This window comes from Streptomyces sichuanensis (genome assembly GCF_020328095.1).
Lineage (GTDB): Bacteria > Actinomycetota > Actinomycetes > Streptomycetales > Streptomycetaceae > Streptomyces > Streptomyces cinnamoneus.
This window is the reverse complement of record NZ_JAIXMK010000118.1, coordinates 13,890-34,298: the sequence shown is the minus strand read 5'-3', so window position 1 is coordinate 34,298 and position 20,409 is coordinate 13,890. Positions and strand designations below refer to the sequence as shown.

At 73.5% G+C, this 20,409-nt stretch carries 16 protein-coding genes; 6 read left to right on the top strand and 10 right to left on the bottom strand.

Translation table 11 applies throughout. The features are described 5' to 3' along the window. The coding region (locus tag LE181_RS26180) for a type I polyketide synthase (protein WP_225663965.1) at positions 1–4,524 on the bottom strand (4,524 nt) is incomplete at its 3' end. Between the two features lie 414 nt (positions 4,525–4,938). Here LE181_RS26180 and LE181_RS26175 point away from each other — a divergent pair. Next, positions 4,939–6,147: a cytochrome P450 gene (locus LE181_RS26175; protein ID WP_225663963.1), complete on the top strand. Its 1,209-nt coding sequence runs from the start codon at positions 4,939–4,941 to the stop codon at positions 6,145–6,147. A gap of 99 nt (positions 6,148–6,246) precedes the next feature. Here the strand turns inward: LE181_RS26175 and LE181_RS26170 are convergent, their stop codons facing one another. The 4 genes from LE181_RS26170 to LE181_RS26155 form a co-directional block, all read right to left on the bottom strand. Continuing rightward, on the bottom strand, positions 6,247–8,529 hold the full coding sequence (locus LE181_RS26170) for a heavy metal translocating P-type ATPase (RefSeq protein ID WP_225663962.1): 2,283 nt from the start codon (positions 8,527–8,529) through the stop codon (positions 6,247–6,249). A 98-nt stretch (positions 8,530–8,627) separates the two neighbouring features. After that, entirely contained in the window at positions 8,628–8,858 is a 231-nt protein-coding gene (locus tag LE181_RS26165) for a heavy-metal-associated domain-containing protein (protein WP_225663961.1), read from the bottom strand. Positions 8,859–9,070: 212 nt separating this feature from the next. Further along, positions 9,071–9,961, bottom strand: a complete 891-nt coding sequence (locus LE181_RS26160) for a serine hydrolase (RefSeq protein WP_225663960.1) — start codon at positions 9,959–9,961, stop codon at positions 9,071–9,073. Beyond that, complete coding sequence (locus LE181_RS26155; protein ID WP_225663959.1) at positions 9,958–10,914, bottom strand: LysR family transcriptional regulator; 957 nt, start codon at positions 10,912–10,914, stop codon at positions 9,958–9,960. The genes LE181_RS26160 and LE181_RS26155 overlap by 4 nt, the downstream gene beginning before the upstream one ends. 86 nt (positions 10,915–11,000) lie before the next feature. On the opposite strand from LE181_RS26155, the gene LE181_RS26150 reads away from it, so the two are divergent. Both LE181_RS26150 and bla read left to right on the top strand, forming a co-directional pair. Next, positions 11,001–12,680 carry a penicillin-binding transpeptidase domain-containing protein gene (locus LE181_RS26150; protein ID WP_225663958.1) on the top strand — a complete coding sequence of 560 codons (1,680 nt, stop codon included), beginning with the start codon at positions 11,001–11,003 and terminating at the stop codon, positions 12,678–12,680. 93 nt (positions 12,681–12,773) lie between these two features. Then, a complete protein-coding gene (gene bla, locus LE181_RS26145; RefSeq protein ID WP_225663957.1) occupies positions 12,774–13,682 on the top strand; it encodes a class A beta-lactamase in 909 nt (302 codons plus the stop codon). A 48-nt stretch (positions 13,683–13,730) separates the two neighbouring features. On the opposite strand, the gene LE181_RS26140 is transcribed toward bla, so the two are convergent. Together LE181_RS26140 and LE181_RS26135 are read right to left on the bottom strand one after the other, a co-directional pair. Beyond that, the gene (locus LE181_RS26140; protein WP_225663956.1) at positions 13,731–14,330 is read right to left on the bottom strand and encodes a 2'-5' RNA ligase family protein; all 600 of its coding nucleotides are present in this window, start codon (positions 14,328–14,330) and stop codon (positions 13,731–13,733) included. A gap of 58 nt (positions 14,331–14,388) precedes the next feature. Further along, positions 14,389–15,156: a polysaccharide deacetylase family protein gene (locus LE181_RS26135; RefSeq protein ID WP_225663955.1), complete on the bottom strand. Its 768-nt coding sequence runs from the start codon at positions 15,154–15,156 to the stop codon at positions 14,389–14,391. A 245-nt stretch (positions 15,157–15,401) separates the two neighbouring features. Between LE181_RS26135 and LE181_RS26130 the strand changes: the two genes are divergently transcribed. Together LE181_RS26130 and LE181_RS26125 are read left to right on the top strand one after the other, a co-directional pair. Continuing rightward, positions 15,402–16,229 (top strand): polysaccharide deacetylase family protein, encoded by an 828-nt coding sequence (locus tag LE181_RS26130; RefSeq protein WP_225663954.1) that lies wholly within the window; start codon positions 15,402–15,404, stop codon positions 16,227–16,229. 168 nt (positions 16,230–16,397) lie between these two features. Further along, positions 16,398–17,507 (top strand): ornithine cyclodeaminase family protein, encoded by a 1,110-nt coding sequence (locus LE181_RS26125; protein WP_225663953.1) that lies wholly within the window; start codon positions 16,398–16,400, stop codon positions 17,505–17,507. 43 nt (positions 17,508–17,550) lie between these two features. Here LE181_RS26125 and LE181_RS26120 read toward each other — a convergent pair whose 3' ends face one another. The 3 genes from LE181_RS26120 to LE181_RS26110 form a co-directional block, all read right to left on the bottom strand. Beyond that, positions 17,551–18,051: a nucleoside deaminase gene (locus LE181_RS26120; protein ID WP_225663952.1), complete on the bottom strand. Its 501-nt coding sequence runs from the start codon at positions 18,049–18,051 to the stop codon at positions 17,551–17,553. A gap of 80 nt (positions 18,052–18,131) precedes the next feature. Next, positions 18,132–18,602 carry a cyanase gene (gene cynS, locus LE181_RS26115; protein ID WP_225663951.1) on the bottom strand — a complete coding sequence of 157 codons (471 nt, stop codon included), beginning with the start codon at positions 18,600–18,602 and terminating at the stop codon, positions 18,132–18,134. Positions 18,603–18,735: 133 nt separating this feature from the next. Continuing rightward, positions 18,736–19,341 carry a carbonic anhydrase gene (locus tag LE181_RS26110; RefSeq protein WP_225663950.1) on the bottom strand — a complete coding sequence of 202 codons (606 nt, stop codon included), beginning with the start codon at positions 19,339–19,341 and terminating at the stop codon, positions 18,736–18,738. A 125-nt stretch (positions 19,342–19,466) separates the two neighbouring features. Here LE181_RS26110 and cynR point away from each other — a divergent pair, with 125 nt between their 5' ends. Next, complete coding sequence (gene cynR / locus LE181_RS26105; protein ID WP_225663949.1) at positions 19,467–20,390, top strand: transcriptional regulator CynR; 924 nt, start codon at positions 19,467–19,469, stop codon at positions 20,388–20,390. Positions 20,391–20,409 lie beyond the last annotated feature (19 nt).

Here is a 20,409-nt window from a genome sequence, read left to right as displayed (position 1 = left end):
TCCCGTGAACGGCTCGGAGTCGGGTACGGGCTCTTCGCGCGCCGGGAGGTACTCGATGATGGTGTGCGCGTTGGTGCCGCTGATGCCGAACGACGACACCGCCGCCCGGCGCGGAGCGTCGCCGTCCGCAGGCCATTCCACGGCCTCGGTCAGGAGCCGCACTCCGCTCGCCGACCAGTCCACGTGCGGCGTCGGCTCGTCCACGTGCAGCGTCTGCGGCAGCACGCCCTGCCGCATGGCCATGACCATCTTGATCACACCGGCCACGCCCGCGGCGGCCTGCGTGTGACCGATGTTGGACTTCAGCGAACCGAGCCACAGCGGCCGTTCGTCGTCGCGGTCCCGGCCGTAGGCGGCGATCAGGGCCTCGGCCTCGATGGGGTCGCCCAGCTTCGTGCCCGTACCGTGCGCCTCCACCGCATCCACATCCGCCGGCGACAGGCCGGCGGCCGCCAGGGCCTGGCGGATCACCCGCTGCTGCGACGGACCGTTCGGCGCTGTCAGACCATTCGACGCACCGTCCTGGTTCACCGCCGACCCGCGCACAACCGCCAGCACCTGGTGACCGTTGCGCTCGGCATCACTCAGCCGCTCGACGAGCAGCATGGCCACGCCCTCGGACCAGCCCGTGCCGTCCGCCCCGGCCGCGAACGCCTTGCACCGGCCGTCGGCCGACAGACCGCGCTGGCGGCTGAACTCCACGAACATGCCGGGCGTGGACATCACGGTCACACCGCCGGCCAGTGCCATCGTGCACTCGCCGCTGCGCAGCGACTGCACCGCGAGGTGCAGGGCGACCAGCGACGACGAGCACGCCGTGTCCACGGTGACCGCCGGGCCCTCAAGGCCGAACGAGTAGGCCACCCGGCCCGAGGCGACGCTGGTCGTGGTGCCGGTCAGGAGGTAGCCCTCGATGCCCTCGACCGGCTCGTGCAGCCGGGGGCCGTAGTCCTGTGCCGTCGCGCCGATGAACACGCCCGCCCGGCTGCCGCGCAGCGTGGCCGGGTCGATGCCCGCGCGTTCGAAGGCTTCCCATGCGGTCTCCAGGACCAACCGCTGCTGCGGGTCGATGGCGGCGGCCTCGCGGGGGCTGATGCCGAAGAAGGCGGCGTCGAACGCGGCTGCGTCGTGGAGGAATCCGCCCTGGCGGGTGGAGGTCTTCCCGGGAGTGCCGGGCTCCGGGTCGTAGAGGGAATCGACGTCCCAGCCGCGGTCGGTGGGGAATCCGGAGACGGCGTCACCGCCGGAGGCCACCAGCCGCCACAGGTCCTCCGGCGACCGGACGTCGCCGGGGAGGCGGCAGCTCATCGCCACGATGGCGATCGGCTCGTCGGGGTCGGCCGCCGTTCCGGGCGCGGTGGTGCCGGCCGTGGCGGTGCCCAGGGCTTCCGCGCTCAGGTGGCGGGCCAGCGCGTCGGGGGTCGGGTGGTCGAACAGCAGGCCGCTGGGCAGGCGCAGTCCCGTGGCCTCGGTGAGCTGGTTGCGCAGTTCGACCGAGCTGAGGGAGTCGAAGCCGAGGTCCTTGAACGTCCACTCGGCCTCGACCTGGCGCGCTTCGGCGTGGCCCAGCACGGCCGCGATGTGCGCGCGGACCAGGTCGAGCGCTGCTTCGTCGCGCTGGTGCTCGGGCAGGGCGGCGAGCCGCTGCCCGAGTGCGCCCAGGGGCGCGGCCTCGGCACCGGTCCCGGTCCCGGTGCCGGTCTCCGTCCCGGTGTCCGCTGCCGCGCCCGGCTGTGGGGCGGCCGGCAACCCGGCGGGGGCGGTGGGGCGAATGGTGTCGTCCAGCCAGTGCCGCTGCCGTTCGAATGCGTAAGTGGGCAGGGGTACCTTCCGGGCTTGACGCCCGTCGGCCCCGGCGCGTCCCTCGAAGAGGGCGTGCCAGTCCGGCTCCACGCCGTGGACGTGCAGGGCCGAGACGGCCGCCAGCAGGGCCTGTGCCTCGGGGCGCCGGGCCCGCAGGGCGGGGACGAAGCGGGCGGCTTCGTCGTCCGTGCAGGTGCGGGCCATGGAGGTGAGCACACCGCCGGGTCCGAGCTCCAGGTAGGTGTGTACGCCCTGTTCGGCGAGGCGGGCGACGCCGTCGGCGAATCGGACCGCGTCACGGACGTGGCGGACCCAGTACTCGGGCGTGCACCCCTCGTACTCGTCGGAGAGCCGGCCCGTCACGTTGGAGACGACGGGGATGCGCGGGGTGTGGAACGTCAGGTTCTCGGCCACGCGGCGGAATTCCGCGAGCATGGGTTCCATGTGCGGGGAGTGGAAGGCGTGGCTGACCCGAAGGCGGCTGGTCTTGCGGCCCAGGGCGGCGCAGGCGTCGGCGATTTCGGTGACGAGGTCCTCGTCGCCGGAGACGACGACGGAGTCCGGGCCGTTCAGCGCGGCGATGCTCACGCGGTCCTCGCGGCCGTCGATGAGCGCGCGCACCTCGTCCTCGGTGCTCTGTACCGCGATCATGGCGCCGCCGGTGGGCAGTGCCTGCATCAGCCGGCCGCGCGCGGCGACCAGTGTGCAGGCGTCGGCGAGCGAGAGGACGCCTGCCACGTGCGCGGCGGCCAGTTCGCCGATGGAGTGGCCCATCAGCAGGTCGGGGGCGATGCCCCAGCTCTCCAGGAGGCGGAACAGCGCGACCTCGACGGCGAACAGCGAGGTCTGGGTGTAGAGGGTCTGGTCGAGGGCGGCCGACTCCTCGGAGTCCTCGGGCGCGAACATGACCTCGCGCAGCGGCCTGGGCAGCTGGGGGTCGAGGTAGGCGCAGATCTCGTCCAGTGCGGCGGCGAAGGCCGGGAACGTCCGGGACAGTTCGCGGCCCATTCCGGTCCGCTGGCTGCCCTGGCCCGAGAAGAGGAAGGCGGTCCGGCCGTGCGGGCCGACGCGGCCCGTGGTCAGTGCGGCGTCGATGCCGCCGGTGGTCAGCTCGCGCAGGGCGCGCAGGAAGTCGGCGCGGTCCTCGGCGACGACGACGGCCCGGTGGTCGAAGGCCGTGCGGCCGGTGGCCAGCGAGTAGCCGATGTCGCCCGGGTCGAGGTGGGGGTGTGCCTCGGCGTGCGAGAGGAGGGCGGCGGCCTGGGCGCGCAGGCCGGACGCGGTCTTCGCGGACAGCGGCCACGGCGTCGGTGCCGGCGCGGTGTCCGGCGGCGTCGTGGCCCCGGTGGGTGCCGGCTCGTCCGCTGCGGTGCGGTGTTCCGACAGCACGATGTGGCAGTTGGTGCCGCCCATGCCGAACGAGCTGACTCCGGCGAGCAGCGGGCCGGCGTCCTGGCCGTTCCACTCGCTGTGCTCGGTGTGCACCCGGAGGTTCAGCCGGTTCAGCGGGATCGCCGGGTTCGGGGTCTCGTAGTTCAGGCTGGCGGGCAGTTCGCGGTGGCGTAAGGCCAGGGCGGTCTTGAGCAGGCCGGTGATGCCGGCGGCGCCCTCCAGGTGGCCGACGTTGGTCTTGGCCGAGCCGACCCGCAGCGGCTGTCCGGCGTCGCGGCCGGCGCCGAGCACCACGCCGAGGGCGGCTGCCTCGATCGGGTCGCCGACCTTGGTGCCGGTGCCGTGCAGTTCCACATAGCCGACGTGGGCGGGGTCGACCCCGGCCCGTTCGTAGGCGAGCCGGAGCACCTGCTCCTGCCCCGCCTGCAGGGGCACGGTCAGGCCCTCGCCGCCGCCGTCGTTGTTGACCGCGCTGCCGCGGATGACGCAGTAGATGCGGTCGCCGTCCGCGACGGCCCGGTCCAGCGGCTTGAGGACGACGATGCCGCCGCCCTCGCCGCGGACGTAGCCGTTGGCGCGGGCGTCGAAGGTGAAGCACCGGCCGTCGGGGGAAAGGCCGCCGAACTTCGCGGCACCCAGGGTGCTTTCGGGGACGATGTTGAGGTTCACGCCGCCCGCGAGCGCGATCGTCGATTCGCCCTTGCGGAGGCTTTCGCAGGCCAGGTGGACCGAGACCAGGGAGGAGGACTGGCCGGAGTCGACGGTGAGGCTGGGGCCGTTCAGGCCGAGGAAGTACGACACCCGGTTGGCGATGATGCTGCGGTGCAGTCCCGTGACGGTGTGCGGGGAGATCGCCGTCAGGCCGGAGCGGTAGTGGAGGGTCGCGTAGTCGTCCCAGATCGCGCCGACGAACACTCCGGTCCGGGTGGAGCGCAGCGTGGCGGGGCGTGTGTGCGCGTCCTCCAGCGCTTCCCAGGCCAACTCCAGCACGAGCCTCTGCTGCGGGTCCATGGCCGCGGCCTCCTTGGGCGAGAGCCCGAAGAACGCGGCGTCGAAGTGGCCGATGCGGTCGAGGAACCCGCCCCGGCGGATGTCCGTCCTGCCGGGCTCGGACGGGTCGGCGTCGGCCGTCGCCGCCGCGTCCCACCGGTCCGGGGGGACGTCGGTGATCGCGTCCGTGCCCTCGCTGAGCAGGCGCCAGAAGGCGGCCGGATCGGCGGCCCCCGGCAGCCGGCAGGCAAGGCCGACGACGGCTACGGCGTCGACGGGCCCCGCCGGACCCGCCGAACCAGCCTGATTCCCAGTCCCGTTGAGCCCGGACTCGACCATATTGCGCTCCACCCACCCACACCTAGAACAAAGAAGCAGCACACATGCCCGCGGCACCTGCGGTCGGCTCGACCGTCCGCGGCCAGAGGCGGTTCGACCCTAGTTTCGGTGCAAAGGGCACGCTCCGGAGCCGTAGCGGGCGAGGTCTAGGGGAATCCCAAGCGAGCGGAGGAGGTGCCATGCGGCACCAAACATGACACTTGCCTTGGCGCCACTTTGGCGCCATGATGACGTCATGGTGGTGGCGCGCCATGTCGGCTCCTCTCACCGGCAGTTCACCGTCACCCAGGCAGGTGACGAGCGGTGCCGCGCCGTGGCCGGGCGACCCGCCGTGCCCTTCGCCCGCGGCGCGCCGACAGCACGTCGTCCGCGCCTCCACCTCTGCTCCGTACGGCACGACGCACAGGAGGACCCATGTCCGAGCACCCCTCGACACACCCCGAACCCCTGGCCGCCTTACCGCTGGAACGCGCTGCCGGTTGCCCCTTCGACCCGCCCGCGGAGCTCGCGGCGATCCGGGAGCGGCGGCCTCTCACGCGGATGCGCTACCCCGACGGCCACGTGGGCTGGCTGGCCACCGGCTACGCCACCGTCCGTACGATCCTGGCCGACCCCCGCTTCAGCTCCCGGTACGAGCTGGTGCACCTGCCCCACCCCGGCGGCCCCGGCAGCCTGCCACCCGCACCGCCCGGCGACATGAGCGGCATCGACGCACCCGGGCACACCCGCTACCGGCGGCTGCTCATGGGCAGGTTCACCGTCCGCCGGATGCGCGAACTCACGGAACGCGTCGAGCAGTTCACGCACGACTGCCTCGACGCCATGGAGCGGCAAGGGCCGCCGGCCGACCTCGTGGAGGCGTTCGCGCAGCCCGTCCCCGCCCTGATGATCTGCGAACTGCTGGGCGTGCCGGCCTCCGGCCGTGACCTCTTCCAGCGTCACGTGCTCACCGTGACCGACCGGAGCCGTTCCCCCCAGGAGCAGGCGGCCGCCTACAGCGCGATCCAGGACGTCATCCACGACCTGGTCCTGGCCAAACGGGCCGCGCCCACCGACGACGTGCTCAGCGACCTGACGCACGACGGCGACCTCACCGACACCGAACTCGCCGGCCTCGGGGCCTTCCTGCTCGGCGCCGGCCTCGACACCACCGCCAACATGCTCGCCCACGGCACGTTCGCCCTGCTGAGCAACCCCGGGCAGCTCGCCGCCCTGCGCGAGGACCCCGGCCTGGCCGACCAGGCCGTCGAAGAGCTGATGCGCTACCTGACCATCGCCGACCCCGGCATCCGGGCGGCCCTGGAGGACGTCGACGTCGACGGCCACCTCATCCGGGCCGGGGAAACGGTCACCCTCTCCCACCAGGCCGCCAACCGCGACCCGGCGCGCTTCCCCGACCCCGACACCCTCGACGTCCACCGCAGGGCCACCGGCCACCTGGGCTTCGGCCACGGCCCCCACCAGTGCCTGGGCCAGCAACTCGCGCGCGTCGAGATGCGCGTCGCCTTGCCCGCCCTGCTCACCCGCTTCCCGGGCCTGCGCCTGGCCGTCCCGCCCGAGGACGTGCCGCTGCGCACCGCCTCCAACGTCTACGGCGTGCACCGGCTCCCGGTCACCTGGTAGCCGGGCGTCCGTCGCGCGCATCGCGAGCGGCGACCGGCATGCCGAAGGGGCCCCGGCTTCGGCCGGGGCCCCTTCGGTGGGCGGAACGTGCAGCCCCTGTCAGACGAAGCGCCGGAGGCGGAGGCTGTTGGTGACGACGAAGACGGAGGAGAAGGCCATCGCCGCACCGGCGATCATCGGGTTGAGCATGCCGGCCGCCGCGAGCGGAAGGGCGGCGATGTTGTAGCCGAAGGCCCAGAAGAGGTTGCCCTTGATGGTGCCCAGGGTGCGGCGGGAGAGGCGGATGGCGTCGGCGGCCACCAGCAGGTCGCCGCGGACGAGGGTGAGGTCGCCGGCCTCGATGGCGGCGTCGGTGCCGGTGCCCATCGCCAGTCCGAGGTCGGCCGTGGCCAGGGCGGCGGCGTCGTTGACGCCGTCGCCGACCATGGCGACCGTACGGCCCTCGGCCTGCAGGCGCTTGACCACGTCCACCTTGTCCTGCGGGAGGACCTCGGCGATGACCTCGTCGATGCCCACCTCACGGGCGACGGCCTCGGCGACGGCCTTGTTGTCGCCGGTCAGCAGGACGGGCGTCAGGCCCAGGCGGCGCAGCTCGGCGACGGCGCGGGCGCTGGTGTCCTTGACGGCGTCGGCGACGGTGAGCACGCCGCGGGCCTCGCCGTCCCAGGCGACGGCCACGGCGGTGCGGCCTTCGGCCTCGGCCGTCGCCTTGGCCGCGGCGAGCTCCGCGGGCAGCTCGATCGCCCACTCGGCCAGGAGCTTCTCGCGGCCGACGAGGACCGCGTGGCCGCCGACGACGCCCTGGACGCCGAGGCCGGCGACGTTCTCGAAGCTCTCGGGGACGGGCAGGGTGCCGGTGCGGGCGGCGGCGCCGTCGGCGACGGCGCGGGCGATGGGGTGCTCGGAGGCGTGCTCCAGCGCGCCGGCCAGCCGCAGCAGGTCCTGTTCGGTGACGCCGGGGGCGGTGATGACGTCGTGGAGGGTCATCCTGCCGGTGGTGACGGTGCCGGTCTTGTCCAGGACGACGGTGTCGACGCGGCGGGTGGACTCCAGGACCTCGGGGCCCTTGATGAGGATGCCCAGCTGGGCGCCGCGGCCGGTGCCGACCATGAGGGCGGTGGGCGTGGCCAGGCCCAGGGCGCAGGGGCAGGCGATGATGAGGACGGCGACGGCGGCGGTGAAGGCGGCGGTGGCGTCGCCGGTCGTCAGCAGCCACGCGAGCAGCGTGCCGAGGGCGATGAGCAGGACGACGGGGACGAAGATCCCGGAGATGCGGTCGGCCAGGCGCTGGACGGCGGCCTTGCCGTTCTGGGCGTCCTCGACGAGCCTGGCCATGCGGGCGAGCTGGGTGTCGGCGCCGACGCGGGTGGCCTCGACGACGAGGCGGCCGGAGGTGTTGACGGTCGCGCCGGTGACGGCGTCGCCGGTGGTGACGTCCACGGGCACGGACTCGCCGGTGAGCATGGAGGCGTCGACGGCGGAGCTGCCCTCGACGACGGTGCCGTCGGTGGCGATCTTCTCGCCGGGCCGTACGACGAACCGGTCGCCGGCCGCCAGCTCCCCCACGGGGATGCGCACTTCGCGTCCGTCGCGCAGCACGGTCACGTCCTTGGCACCCAGTTCGAACAGGGCGCGCAGGGCGGCGCCGGCCTTGCGCTTGGACTTCGCCTCCAGGTAACGCCCGGCGAGGATGAAGGCGGTGACGCCTGCGGCGGCCTCCAGGTAGATGGAGGAGGAACCGTCCGCCCGCGAGACCGCGAAGTCGAAGCCGTGCCGCATGCCCGGCATGCCCGCGTGACCGAAGAACAGGGCCCACAGCGACCAGCCGAGGGCCGCGAGCGTGCCGATCGACACCAGCGTGTCCATGGTCGCGGCGCCGTGCCGGGCGTTGGTCCAGGCCGCCTTGTGGAAGGGCAGGGCACCCCACACCACGACCGGGGCGGCCAGCGTCAGGGACAGCCACTGCCAGTTGTCGAACTGCAGCGGCGGCACCATCGCCATGAGCGCCACCGGCAGGGAGAGCAGCAACGACACCAGCAGCCGCTGCCGGAGCGCCCCGGCCTCGTCGCCCTCCGGGCCGCCTTCCGGGGTGTCCGCCGGGGCGGTCGCCTCTTCCCGGGCCGCCGGCTTCGGCGGCTCCTGCGCCGTGTAGCCGGTCTTCTCGACGGTGGCGACGAGGTCGGCGACCTCGACGCCCGGCCCGTAGGCGACCTTCGCCTTCTCGGTGGCGAAGTTGACCGTCGCCGAGACGCCGTCCATGCGGTTGAGCTTCTTCTCGATGCGGGCGGCGCACGAGGCGCAGGTCATGCCGCCTATGGAGAGCTCGACTTCGGAGACGGGCGCGGCCGGGGCCTCGGCCTGCTCGGGGGCGATGCTGGTCATGGGGTGGCTCCAGGGGGGAGGGCCGGGCCGTGCGGCGTCCATATCAGTGGAGCGGCACGGCCGGCGCGGAATACCGGGAGGGGGTATGGGGTGGGTTCTCAGGCGCGGCCGGCGAGCTCGTAGCCCGCCTCGTCCACGGCGGCGCGCACGGCCTCGTCGTCCAGCGGGCCGGCGGAGGCCACGGTGACCAGGCCGGTGGCGGCCACAGCCTGCACGGACGTCACGCCTGCCAGGGCGGAGAGCTCCTGCGTGACCGCGCCCTCGCAGTGGCCGCAGGTCATGCCGGTCACCTTGTAGACGGTGGTGACGCCGTTCGTCTGGGTGGTCATGCTTACTTCCTTCAGGACGTGTGCGTGGGCTGGCACAGGAGGGCCGGGGTGACTCCCGGCGTCTCCTGACGTTGAGAACCATATACCCCCCCGGGGTATTCCGGAAGGCGGGGCGTCCCGGTCGCGTCAGGCGCTGAGAACGGCGGCGTGGGCGACCGGCCACCACCGGGTGAGGGCCGGCGCCGGCGAACCCGCGGAGAGCGGGGGCCGCGTCAGCCGAGGCCGGCGCGCAGGGCGTCGACGGCGATGCGGGCGGCGGTGCCGATGACGGCGTCGGCCGGCGGGAGGACGGCGGCGGGGCTGGCGGCACGGGTGAACACCGCCACGGCGTAACGGCCGCCGTCCGGGTACTCGACGACGCCCACCTCGTTGCGGACGGTGGGCAGGCTGCCGGTCTTGCCGGCGACGTGAACGTCGTCGAAGGGGAACCCGGAGGCCAGCCGGTGCGGCCAGACCTGCAGCCCCATCAGGCGGCGCATCGCGGCGGCGTGCTCCGGGGCGCAGGCTTCGTCCCGCCAGATCGCGCCGAGCAGACGGGTCATGTCGCGCGGGGTACTGCGGTTCGTGGCGGCGGGGTCGAGCACGCGGAGCCCGGCGACGACGCGGGGGTCGGCCAGTGCCCGGGGGCCGCCGGGGCCGGTGTCCTCCTTCAGGAGGGCGAGGAATTCACCGAACGTGTGGACGGCGTGGGTGCGGGTGAGGCCCAGGCGCCGGGTGGTGTCGTTGACGGTGTCCAGGCCGAGACGGTCGAGGAGCAGGTCGGCGGCCGCGTTGTCGCTGACGGCCATCATCAGGTAGGCGGCGTCGCGCAGGGAGAGCCGGGCCTCGTCGAGCATGGCGGCGAGCCCCGTCGGGCCGGGCGTACGGCCGGGCGCCGGGCACACGGTCTGCTCGGAGAGGTCCAGCCCGCCGGCCTCCGCCTGCTGGTGAAGGGCCACGAGCAGGCAGAGCTTGTGCACGCTGGCGGTGACGACCGGCTGGTCGGCACCCGCGTCGATCTGGGCTCCGGAGTCGATGTCGACGGCGTGCAGCCAGCCGGTGACGCCGGCCTCGGCGAAGGCGGCGCGGACGCGGCCGCGGGTACGGGCCTTGGTCTCGGTCATATCCAGTACTCCGCCGTCGGGCGCAGGTGCAGGGGGCTGGGGGGCAGGTCGCCGCCGGCGGTGGCGGTGACGGCGAGGGCATCGGTGACGGTGTCGGCGAAGGCCAGGGCGGCGGCGTCGCCGCGCCCCTTGGGCCAGGCGGCGGAGTGGCGCAGGGCCAGGGGGGCGCCGGCGAGCGGGCGCCAGGTGATGTCCGGGTCCCGGGCGGGTCCGGCGTCGCGCGGGCCGAAGGCGACGGCGCGGGAGGAGAGGATCAGACCGCGGATGAAGCCGGTGCCCTGCCCATGGCGGACCGCGGCGGGGGTGTAGCCGTGCCGGGCGCAGGTGGTCAGCAGGTCGTCGTGCACGGCCGGGGCCTGGGCGCGGGGGAAGAGGATCAGGTCGTAGCCGGTGAGGGCGGCCAGCGGAACCGTCTCGGACCGGGCGGCCGGGGCGTGCCGCGGCAGCAGGACGCCCAGCTCGTGGCGGAGGACGGGGCCGAGCTCCAGCCCGGCGACGTCGCAGGGGTGACGTACGAGCCCCACGTCCAGGTCGTGCGAGGCGAGCCCGGCGAGCTGGTCGGCCGTGGACAGTTCGTGCAGCTCCAGCTCCACTCCGGCGTGCTGCCGCCGGAAGCCGGCCAGGATCGCGGCGATGGTGTCGCCGGCGACGTCGGGCGGCAGGGCGGCGCGCAGCAGTCCGCTGCGGCCCTCCCGGATGCGGCGGGCCGTTGCCGTCAGCGCCTCGGAGCGGGCGAGGATCTCGCGGGCCTCGTCCAGGAGCAGGGTGCCGCCTTTGGTGATCGTGACCTGCCGGCTGGTGCGCTCGAACAGGCGCACTCCCAGCTCCCGCTCCAGGCGCTGGATGCGCTGCGACAGGGGCGGCTGGGCCATGCCCAGCCGCTGGGCGGCACGGCCGAAGTGTGACTCTTCTGCAACAGCCACGAAGCACTGGAGGTGGCGTATCAGGTCCACGAACAGGGACTATATCCGAGATTAATCAATCGGATATCGATATCGATCTTGGACGGGCGGGTCGGGCGACTGCTCTTCTCGGGGGCATGCCTCTCCTCCCTGACCGGCGCTCCGGGCGCCGCGCCCCGGTTCCCCCGGCCCCCGGGCCTTCGCACACCACCGCACGCCGCGGGCGGCGCCTCCATACGGCCCGCCTGGCCCTCGCGGCGACAGGAGCGCTCGCCGCGGCGACCGGCGGGGCGTACGCCGCCGGGTGGGGGCCGTTCGCCTCCGCTCCGGCGTCCTCCGATCCCACGGCCACGGCCCAGGCACGGGCGTTCCTGGCCGACTGGGCGGCGGGCCGGATGAAGGAGGCCGGGAGCCGCACCACCAGCCCGCAGCAGGCCGAGAGCACGCTGCGGAACTTCACCGCCGGCCTGGAGATCGGCAAGCCGGACCTCACCGCCGCGACGGCCACCACCGCACGGGCCGGCACCGTCACCGTGCCCTTCACCGCGAAGATGCCCGTCACCGGACTGGGGACCTGGACCTACACCTCGAAGCTCCCGCTGCGCAGACAGCAGGACGGCACGTGGAAGGTGGGCTGGGCCCTCTCCCTCGTCCACCCGAAGCTCAACAGCACCGACAAGTTCCGTCTGGAACGCGAGAGCGCCGGCACGGTCGAGGCCACCGGCCGCGGGGGCGCGCCCCTCTCCGGCAGTACGTATCCCTCCCTGGGGCCCGTCATCGCCCAGCTCGGCAAGGCCGCCGGGGGCGGCCCCCGGGGAGCCGTCCTGGTCGTCGACCGCGTCTCGGGAGAGAACAAGGGCACGGAGGCCACCTTCGGCACCGCACCCGCCCGGGCCGGCGGCGGACCCGTGCGCACCACCATCGACCCGGCGTGGCAGGCGGCCGCCGAGAAGGCCCTCGCCTCCAAGAGCCGGGGCAGGAACGCCGCCCTCGTCGCCCTGCGGACCGGCACCGGCGAGATCCTCGCCGTGGCGAACTCCCCGTCCTCCGGCTTCAACCGTGCCGTCTCCGGCACCTACGCGCCCGGCTCCACCTGGAAGATCGTCACCAGCAGCGCACTGCTGCTCAAGAACGCCGTCACGCCGGGCACCGTCGTCGACTGCCCCAAGTACCTGACGGTCGGCAAGCAGTTCCACAACGTGGAGCTGGGCGAGCACCGGGGCGCCACCTTCGCCGAGGACTTCACCGAGTCGTGCAACACCGCCTTCATCAGCCTGCGCGACAAGCTCGGTGACCGGGAACTGGGCGACGTGGCCAAGAAGCACTTCGGCCTGGGCCACGACTGGAACATCGGCATCCCCTCCTTCGACGGGGCGGCTCCCGCACCGGGCGACCAGACCGAGAAGGCCGCAGCGATGATCGGGCAGGGCAAGGTCCTGGGCAACCCGCTGACCATGGCGTCGGTCACCGCGACGGCGGTCTCCGGCACCTTCCGCCAGCCCACCCTCCTCCCCGGCACCCGCGGCACGACCGCCACCGCGCCGCTCCCCGAGGACGTGGTCGACCGGCTCCGCGCCATGATGCGCGCCACGGTCACCGACGGCACCGCCAAGGGCCTGGCGGACCTGCCCGGCGACGTCGGCGCGAAGACCGGTACCGCAGAGGTCTCCGAGCAGGCCCCCAACAACGGCTGGGTCGCCGCGCACCGGGGCGGCGTCGCCATCGCCGCCGTCGTGGAAGGCGGCCTCAGTGGCAGCGCCTCCGCCGTACCCCTCGTCCACGACGTGCTGGCCGCCGTACCGGCCGGCCGTTCCTGACCGGCCACCGCGGGACCGCCACAGACGGCCGGATCGCCACCGACCGCAGACCGCCAGAGATCGCAGACCGCCCGTACGAAAGGTCATCACGCCATGAACGCATCCCCCACGAGGCGCTCCGTCCTCGCCGCCCTGACCGGGCTCGCAGCCCTTCCCCTCACCGGGTGCCGGACCGGTGCTTCCGCTTCCGCAGCGCCCACCGCATCCCGCAGTGCCGCGCAGGAAGCCGAGCGCGCGTTCGGTGAGCTGGAGATGACGCACAAGGCCCGGCTGGGTGTCTTCGCCATCGACACCGGCAGCGGCCGGACCGTCGCCCACCGGCCCGACGAGCGCTTCGCCTACGCCTCGGTCTGCAAGGCGTTCCTTGCCGCCGCCATGCTGAAGAAGCACACGCTCCAGGAACTCGACCGGCTCGTGCAGGTCGGCAGCAACGTTCCGGTCGGCCACTCGCCCGTCACCTCCCGGCACGTCGGCAGCGGCATGACCGTGCGCGAGCTGTGCGATGCCGCCGTCCGCTACAGCGACAACGGCGCGGCCAACCTCCTCTTCGACGAACTCGGTGGCCCTAGGGGCCTGCAGGACGCTCTCGTCGCGGTCGGCGACCGCGTCACCCGGGCCGACCGGTACGAAACCGACCTCAGCGAAGCCACCCCCGGTGACCCCCGCGACACCAGCACCCCGCGTGCCATGGCCGCCGACCTGCGCGCGTTCGTCCTCGGCGACGTCCTGGCCCAGGACAAGCGGGCGCTCCTGACCGACTGGCTCCAGCGGAACACCACGGGGGACAAACTCATCCGCGCCGGCGTCCCGCGCGGCTGGCAGGTGGGCGACAAGACGGGATCGGGTGGCTACGGCGCGCGCAACGACGTCGCCGTCCTCTGGCCTCCCCAGGCCGCCCCGATCGTCATCGCCGTCTTCTCCAGCGGCAGGACCAAGGACGCGAAAGCGGACGACACGCTCATCGCCAAGGCCGCCGAAGCCACCGTCAAGGCCCTGGCCTGACCCGTCACAGCTGCTCTCTCGGGGCCTTCCGGCCCCGCAGCCGTGCCGCTAGCCCTGCGGCAGCCGGCGGACCTCGCCCGTACCCAGCGTGATCACGGCCCGGGGCCGCATGGGCTCCTCGCCGCGCCGGGAGAGCAGCACCACCTCCTCGACCACGGCCCGCAGGGAGCCGAGCCGGACGGCGCACTCGGCGGCCAGGGGCTGCGGGTCCTGAGTGCGGCCGAGGGACAGGTGCGGGGTGAAGCGGCGGTCGCGCCCGCGGCACAGCGGGAACGGCTGCCCCAGCGCCCGGTGGAGGCGGGCCCACGGTGCCGGTCCCGCCGCTGCCGGATCGAGCCACACCGTCGCGTAGTGCCGGTGCCGGAAGTACCGCACGCCGGCCAGCCGCGCCGCGAACGCCGGGCTGTCCGCCGCCCCGGCGGACAGCAGCGGCAGGGCCCGGGTGAACTCCTCCTCCGGTACGAAGCCGAACAGCAGGTTCACGTGCGGCGGCCACCGCCGCACCTGCGGATCGTGCTCCCAGCGGATGTCCTGAATCGCCGGCCAGAGCTCCTGCGGCGGCAGCCAGGCCACCGCCGTCCGGGCCGTCGGCGCCGCATCGAGCACGCCCACCGGCCCGGCCCCGCCGAAGACCGGGTTCCCGTCCACACTGCCATGGTCCGGGCCACGCCCGCATCGCACGAGTCGGCGGGGCCGCGCACCGCCGCTAGGGCCGGCCGCCGGAAGCCCCGAGGATGCCGCGCAGGTCGACGATCTCGTAGCCGCGCGCGTGGACGGCGTCGATGAGCACGGGCAGTGCCTGCGCGTCGAGCACGGAGTCCTGGCCGTCCGGCATGCCGACGTGCATCTGCACGATCGCCCCGGGCCGCAACGCGTCCAGCGCCCGCTGGACGACCTTCTGCACGGACATGCCGCCCGCAGTGCCGAGGTAGCCCTTGGTGTCGGTGGTGAACTCGATGTCGGCGAAACCGAGGGCGTTGACCTCGGCGATCTGCTGGGGAGTGGTGTCCCCGTAGGGGAAGCGGAAGAACGGCAGCGGCTCCACACCGGTCGCGGACCGGATCGCGCGGTCGGCCTTCAGGACCTCCGCCGCGCGCTCCCCCGGGGTCAGGGATGCGAAGTGCGGGTGGCTGTGGGAGTGGTTGCCGATGCCGTGCCCGGCCGCCGCGAGGGACCGGGCGGCCCCCGGGTGCCGTTCGGCGAAGTCACCGGTCAGGAAGAAGGTCGCCGGAACGCCGCGCCGGTGCAGCTCGTTCAGCACCGCGTCGATTCCCTCGTCGTGCCAGGCGGCGTTGAAGGTCAGGGCGACCACGTGCCGTTGTGTACACATCGTGCGGTTCTCGGAGCCGTAGAGGGCGCGCGCCGGGTCCGCGGCATCGGCCCTGACGGGCGCGAAGACCGGGCGGCCCTGCCCGGTAGCGGGGCCGGCTGTCGTGCCCGCGGCCAGAACCGCCGTCACGAGGGCGGCCGGCACACGGACGGTCCACCGCGATGACTTCGGGAAAAGGATCACACGGCAAGCTACAGGGCTGTGTCTGGAGCGAGTTGGAGGCGGGGCCGGTGACGACCACCCCACGGGAGGGGTGGTTGCGGTGCGGGGAGAGGCGAGGATCGTTTCTCCCTCCTCGTTCGAGTGGCGAGTGCATGCCCGTGTACACCCGAGGGCAGCCCTGGGGAACGCCACCGGTCTTCAACTCCTCCCAGGCGAAAGGCGGATCGATGCGTCGCATTGCCGGCCACGGACAGCAGCAGCTCACCGGCTCAGCCGGCGGTGGGCCGAACAGACGGGGGCTCCTGCGCCTGGCGGCTGCCGCCGGGGCGGTGGCGGCGGCAGGTGCCGCCGGTCCGGCCGTCGGGCACGCGCGGGGCACGGCTGCGCCCCGGGCCGTGACGGGCCGCCCGCCCGTGACCGGGCCGCTGGCCGGGCAGGACGTCGCCAGGCTGCCGATCAGCGAGAAGAAGGTGGCGCTGACCTTCGACTGCGGCAGCAGCCCGGACGGCGTCGACAAGGTGCTGACGGCCCTTGAGGCGCATGCGCTGCCCGCGACGTTCTTCATGACCGGCCGCTTCGCGTCGGACCACGCCGAAGCGGCCCGGCGCATCGGCCGCGCGTACCCGGTGGGCAACCACTCCATGACCCACCCCGAATTCCCGAAGCTCACGCACGCCGAGCGCGTCCGGGAGCTCCGCGCGGCGGACCGGTCCATCGAAGGGGCCATCGGGCGGGCTACCGCGCCCTTGTTCCGGTTTCCGTTCGGCGCGGTCGACCGGCAGTGCGTCGACGAGGTGAACGCCGAAGGGTACGTCTGCGTCCGCTGGACGGTGGACACCGTGGGCTGGAAGGGCGCCGCCGCGGGCGCCACCACCGACACCGTCATCGCCCGCGTCATGGAGGCCCTGGCCCCGGGCGCCATCGTCCTCATGCACGTCGGCCGCACGAGCAATGCCGACCCCTCGACCGTCGACGCGACGGCCCTGCCCCACCTGATCGAGGCCATCGGCGACCGGGGCTACGGCTACACCTCGCTCGGCACCCTCATCGGCTGACCGTTCCGGCGTCACCGGGCCCGCAGCCGGGTCACTGACCGTCACCTGCCGGCCCTCCCTGTTCCGCTGCCCGGCTGTGCGGGCATGGGCCTGGAGCGCGCGAAGCGCTACTGCAGTGATCGCGGGCCACTCGTCCACCGGCCCCCGACCAGAGAAGGGAAAGACGGCATGACCTCACACATACCGGCCCGCCCCACGCCCGGGACGGCCACCGGCCGCACCGTCAGCACGCCGCCGGAGGGGCTGCTGTTCCTGGACCGGGCGGCCGTGCGCGCCTGCGCCGGGAGCATCGACCCGGTGGAGGCCGTCGAGTCGGTGCTGCGGGCGCACGCCGCCGGACGCACGGAGCTGCCCCCGGAGGGCTACCTGCCCTGGGCCAACTCCCAGGGCGCCTACTGCCGGTCGCTCGCCATGCTCGGTGCCGTGGGCGGCCCCGACGGCACGGCGTACGGCATGAAGCTGATCAACGCCGCGACCTCCAACCCCGCCCAGGGCAGGGACCGGGCGGGCGGATGCGGCTTCCTCTTCGACCCCGAGACCGCCCGGCCCGTCGTCCTGGCCGAGGCCGCCTACCTGTCGGCCCTGCGCACGGCCGCCTACACCATGTCGAGCCTGCGCCACCTCGGCCCGCCCGCCTTCGACGAGGTCACCCTGATCGGCTGCGGGGCGCAGGCCCGGACCCACGCCGAGCTGCTGGCGCGCTACTTCCCCGCCGTCCGCGCCCTGCACGTCCACGACCTGCTCCCGGAGCGCACCGCCGCCTTCGCCGACTGGGTGGGCGAGCGCGGCCTGCCGTTCACCGTGACCGCGCACGAGCACGCCGAACGGGCCGCGGCGGCCAGCCCGGTGGTCATCACGGTCACCGTCTCCGACACGGGCTACCTCGGCGCGGCGGCCCTGCGGCCCGGCAGCTTCGTCGCCCACGTGTCCCTGGACGATCTGCTGCCGGAGGTGTTCGACCGGGCGGAGGCGGTGTACGTCGACGACGTCACCCTGGTGCGGGAGAACCCCCGCCGCGTCCTGGGCCGGCTGATGGCCGAGGGCCGGGTCCTGCCACCCGGCGCCGGCGAACGGACGGACGGCGCCACGGTGGTGCGCGGCACCCTCGGCGACGTCCTCACCGGAGCCGTGCCCGCCCGGCGCCCCGAGCGGGGGGTGGTGGTCAGCAACCCGTTCGGCATGGCGGTCCTGGACGTCGGGCTGCTGGCACGGGTGTTCGCGCGGGCCACCGCCGACGGTCTCGGCACCCGCATCGACCTGCTGGGAGAGGACCGATGAGCCGCCACCGACCTTGGGCGGCGAGCTCTGTGGACGGCCCCGGTCAGGCGGCAGTCGGGGCGCCGGCCACCCGGCGCTCGCCCCCGTTGCGCTCCTGCCAGAAGCGGTACACCTCGACCGCGTCCTCGCGCGGCTCGTGACGCATGGGCAGCCGGCGCTCGTCCCAGTCCTTGGCGAACTCGTCGTAGAAGGTGTTCAGCTCGAAGTACGTGCGGTCGTCGACGTAGTGGGGCTCGTAGGCGTCGCGGGTCGTGAGGAAGACGACCTCGTCGGGCGAGCAGTAGTACAGCGATCCCAGGCACATCGGGCAGGGGTGGGCGAGCACGTAGATGGTGGTGCCGGTCAGGTGCTCGGTGCCCAGCGTCGTGCACGCCTCGCGGATGGCGAGGATCTCCGCGTGGGCGGTGGGGTCGCCACTCTGGGCGACCTTGTTCGGGCTCTCGGCCAGGATCCTGCCGTCCTTGACGATGACGGTCGCGAACGGGCGGCCGCCCTCGGCGACGTTCTGCCGGGCGATGTCGATGGTGCGCTGGACGAAGTCCATGAACGGGCCTTCCGGTGCGGGGGGGTGGAGACGGAGGGGAGAAGAGGGGCGGGGCCCGGTCGGGCCCCGCCCGTTCCGGGTCAGAAGGGCTTGGTCGGCAGGTACTTGCCGTCCAGGGTGATGACGGCGCGCTCGCCGCCCTCGGGGTCGGCGACCTTCTTCACGTCCAGCTTGAAGTTGATCGCGGAGATGATGCCGTCCCCGAACTGCTCGTGGACCAGGGCCTTGAGCGTGGTGCCGTAGACCTGGAGCATCTCGTGGAAGCGGTAGATCGTCGGGTCGGTGGGGATGCCGCCGGGGATCGAGCCGCGGGTGGGGATGGTCTGCAGCAGCAGGGCGGCGTCCGCGTCGAGGCCCAGCAGCCCGGCCACGGCCTCGGCGGACTTCTCGGGCAGGGGGTGCTGGCCGAGGACGGCGGCGGTGGTGAAGGCGACCGACAGGCCGGAGGCGTCGGCGATCTGCTGCCAGGAGAGGTTCTTGCGGGTCTTGGCGTCGACGGCCTGGACGGCCAGGGCCTCACGGGCGGTGGGGTCGAACTGGGCGTGCACCATGAGAGGGGCTCCTTTTCTGGGGGTGCCGGTCCGCGGGAACGACGGGAAGAACGGGACCGCGCGGAAGCGGCAGGATCTTGGGTGGGGGCAGTGGTCCCCGTACGGGGACAGGAGAGGGGGGTGCCGGCCCCGCTCAGGAGGCGAGGGCGGTGTCCGCGCCGGGGGCGTCGAGCGCTTCGACGCCCCCGGTGGCGATGTCGAAGACCCAGCCGTGCAGCGTCACCTTCTTCTCCGCCAGCGCCCGGGCGACGGAAGGGTGGGTGGTCAGGTTCGTCAGCTGCGCGTACACGTTCTGGCGCACCAGGGCCCCCACCTTCCGCGGACCGGCTTCCGTGCCGGCCGTGCGGGCCAGGGCGGCATCCGCGTGCCGCAGCCAGTCGGCGACCACGGGGGCGCCGCCGAGGTCGTGGCCTTCGGCCAGGGCGGTCATCGCACCGCAGGCCGAGTGCCCGCAGACGACGATGTCGGTCACGCCCAGCACGGCGACGGCGTACTCGATGCTCGCCGTCACCCCGTCGGCGCCGGGCGTGTAGGCGGGGACGAGGTTGCCCGCAGTGCGCACGACGAAGAGCTCACCCGGCTCGCCCTGGGTGATCAGCTCCGGCACCACCCGGGCGTCCGAACAGCCGATGAACAGCGTGTGCGGCGCGTGGTGCGCGGCCAGGTGGGCGAAGAGCCCTTGCTTGGCCGGGAAGACGTTCTCCTGGAAACGCGCGACGCCTTGGGCGAGGTCTCGCATGGGGTCACTCCCTTCGGTAGCTGCCGGGCCCTCGGGGCCGGCGAGATCCACCATGCACGACCTGCACCTATAGAGTCCAAGAGCCGCTACCCATGCTTTCTATTGACCACATCTATAGTGGGCTCATGGCCGCTCTCGAACTGCGTCACCTGCGCTACCTGCTCGCCGTCGCCGAACACGGCAACTTCACCCGCGCCGCCGAAGACCTGCACATCTCCCAGCCCACCCTGTCCCAGCAGATCAAGCAGCTGGAACGCACGCTGGGCGTGCAGCTGCTGGACCGCACCGGCCGTACGGTGCGGCTCACCGACGCCGGAGCCGTCTACACCGACCACGCCCGGCGCGCGCTGCGCGACCTGGCGGCCGCCGAACGCGCCGTCCACGACGTCCAGGACCTCTCCCACGGCCACCTTCGTCTGGGCGTCACCCCCACGTTCACCGCCTACCTCGTCGGCCCGCTCACCGCCGAGCTCCACGCCCGCCACCCCGGCGTCGGCCTGACCCTGGCGGAGCTGACCCAGGACCGCATCGAAGCGGCCCTGCTCGCCGACGACCTCGACCTCGGCATCGCCTTCGCCGGCCCCCACCTGCCCGGCATCGCCGCCATATCGCTGTTCACCGAATCCCTCAGCCTCGTCACCGGCACCCACCACGCCCGCACACCGCCGGACCCCCTACCGGCCGCGGCCCTGAAGGACCGGCAACTGGCCTTGCTCAGCGGTGACTTCGCCACCCGTGGCCACATCGACGCCTATTTCGCCGGTCAGCGGGTCGCCCCCCGCATCATGGTCGAGGCCAACTCCATCCAGGCCCTCACCGAGATCGTCCGGCGTACTCCCCTGGCCACGGTCCTGCCCGACGCCATCACCCACGACCATCCCCACCTCGTTCCCGTCCCCCTCGACCCACCCCTGCCCACCCGCACCGTCACGCTCCTCCACCGCGACGGCGCCTACCGGAGCGCCGCCGCCCACGCCTTCACCCGCCTCACCCACGACCTCGTCCACACCCGCGCCTACGCCCCGCCCGGCGCCGGCAGGCCGGGATGACGCGGTGCCGGGGAAGGGC

Bases quoted from the DNA above. Each gene is read 5' to 3' on its own strand.
- LE181_RS26175 (WP_225663963.1), top strand. From the start codon at position 4,939: ATGTCCGAGCACCCCTCGACACACCCCGAACCCCTGGCCGCCTTACCG.
- LE181_RS26170 (WP_225663962.1), bottom strand. From the start codon at position 8,529: ATGACCAGCATCGCCCCCGAGCAGGCCGAGGCCCCGGCCGCGCCCGTC.
- LE181_RS26165 (WP_225663961.1), bottom strand. From the start codon at position 8,858: ATGACCACCCAGACGAACGGCGTCACCACCGTCTACAAGGTGACCGGC.
- LE181_RS26160 (WP_225663960.1), bottom strand. From the start codon at position 9,961: ATGACCGAGACCAAGGCCCGTACCCGCGGCCGCGTCCGCGCCGCCTTC.
- LE181_RS26150 (WP_225663958.1), top strand. From the start codon at position 11,001: ATGCCTCTCCTCCCTGACCGGCGCTCCGGGCGCCGCGCCCCGGTTCCC.
- bla (WP_225663957.1), top strand. From the start codon at position 12,774: ATGAACGCATCCCCCACGAGGCGCTCCGTCCTCGCCGCCCTGACCGGG.
- LE181_RS26130 (WP_225663954.1), top strand. From the start codon at position 15,402: ATGCGTCGCATTGCCGGCCACGGACAGCAGCAGCTCACCGGCTCAGCC.
- LE181_RS26125 (WP_225663953.1), top strand. From the start codon at position 16,398: ATGACCTCACACATACCGGCCCGCCCCACGCCCGGGACGGCCACCGGC.
- LE181_RS26120 (WP_225663952.1), bottom strand. From the start codon at position 18,051: ATGGACTTCGTCCAGCGCACCATCGACATCGCCCGGCAGAACGTCGCC.
- cynS (WP_225663951.1), bottom strand. From the start codon at position 18,602: ATGGTGCACGCCCAGTTCGACCCCACCGCCCGTGAGGCCCTGGCCGTC.
- LE181_RS26110 (WP_225663950.1), bottom strand. From the start codon at position 19,341: ATGCGAGACCTCGCCCAAGGCGTCGCGCGTTTCCAGGAGAACGTCTTC.
- cynR (WP_225663949.1), top strand. From the start codon at position 19,467: ATGGCCGCTCTCGAACTGCGTCACCTGCGCTACCTGCTCGCCGTCGCC.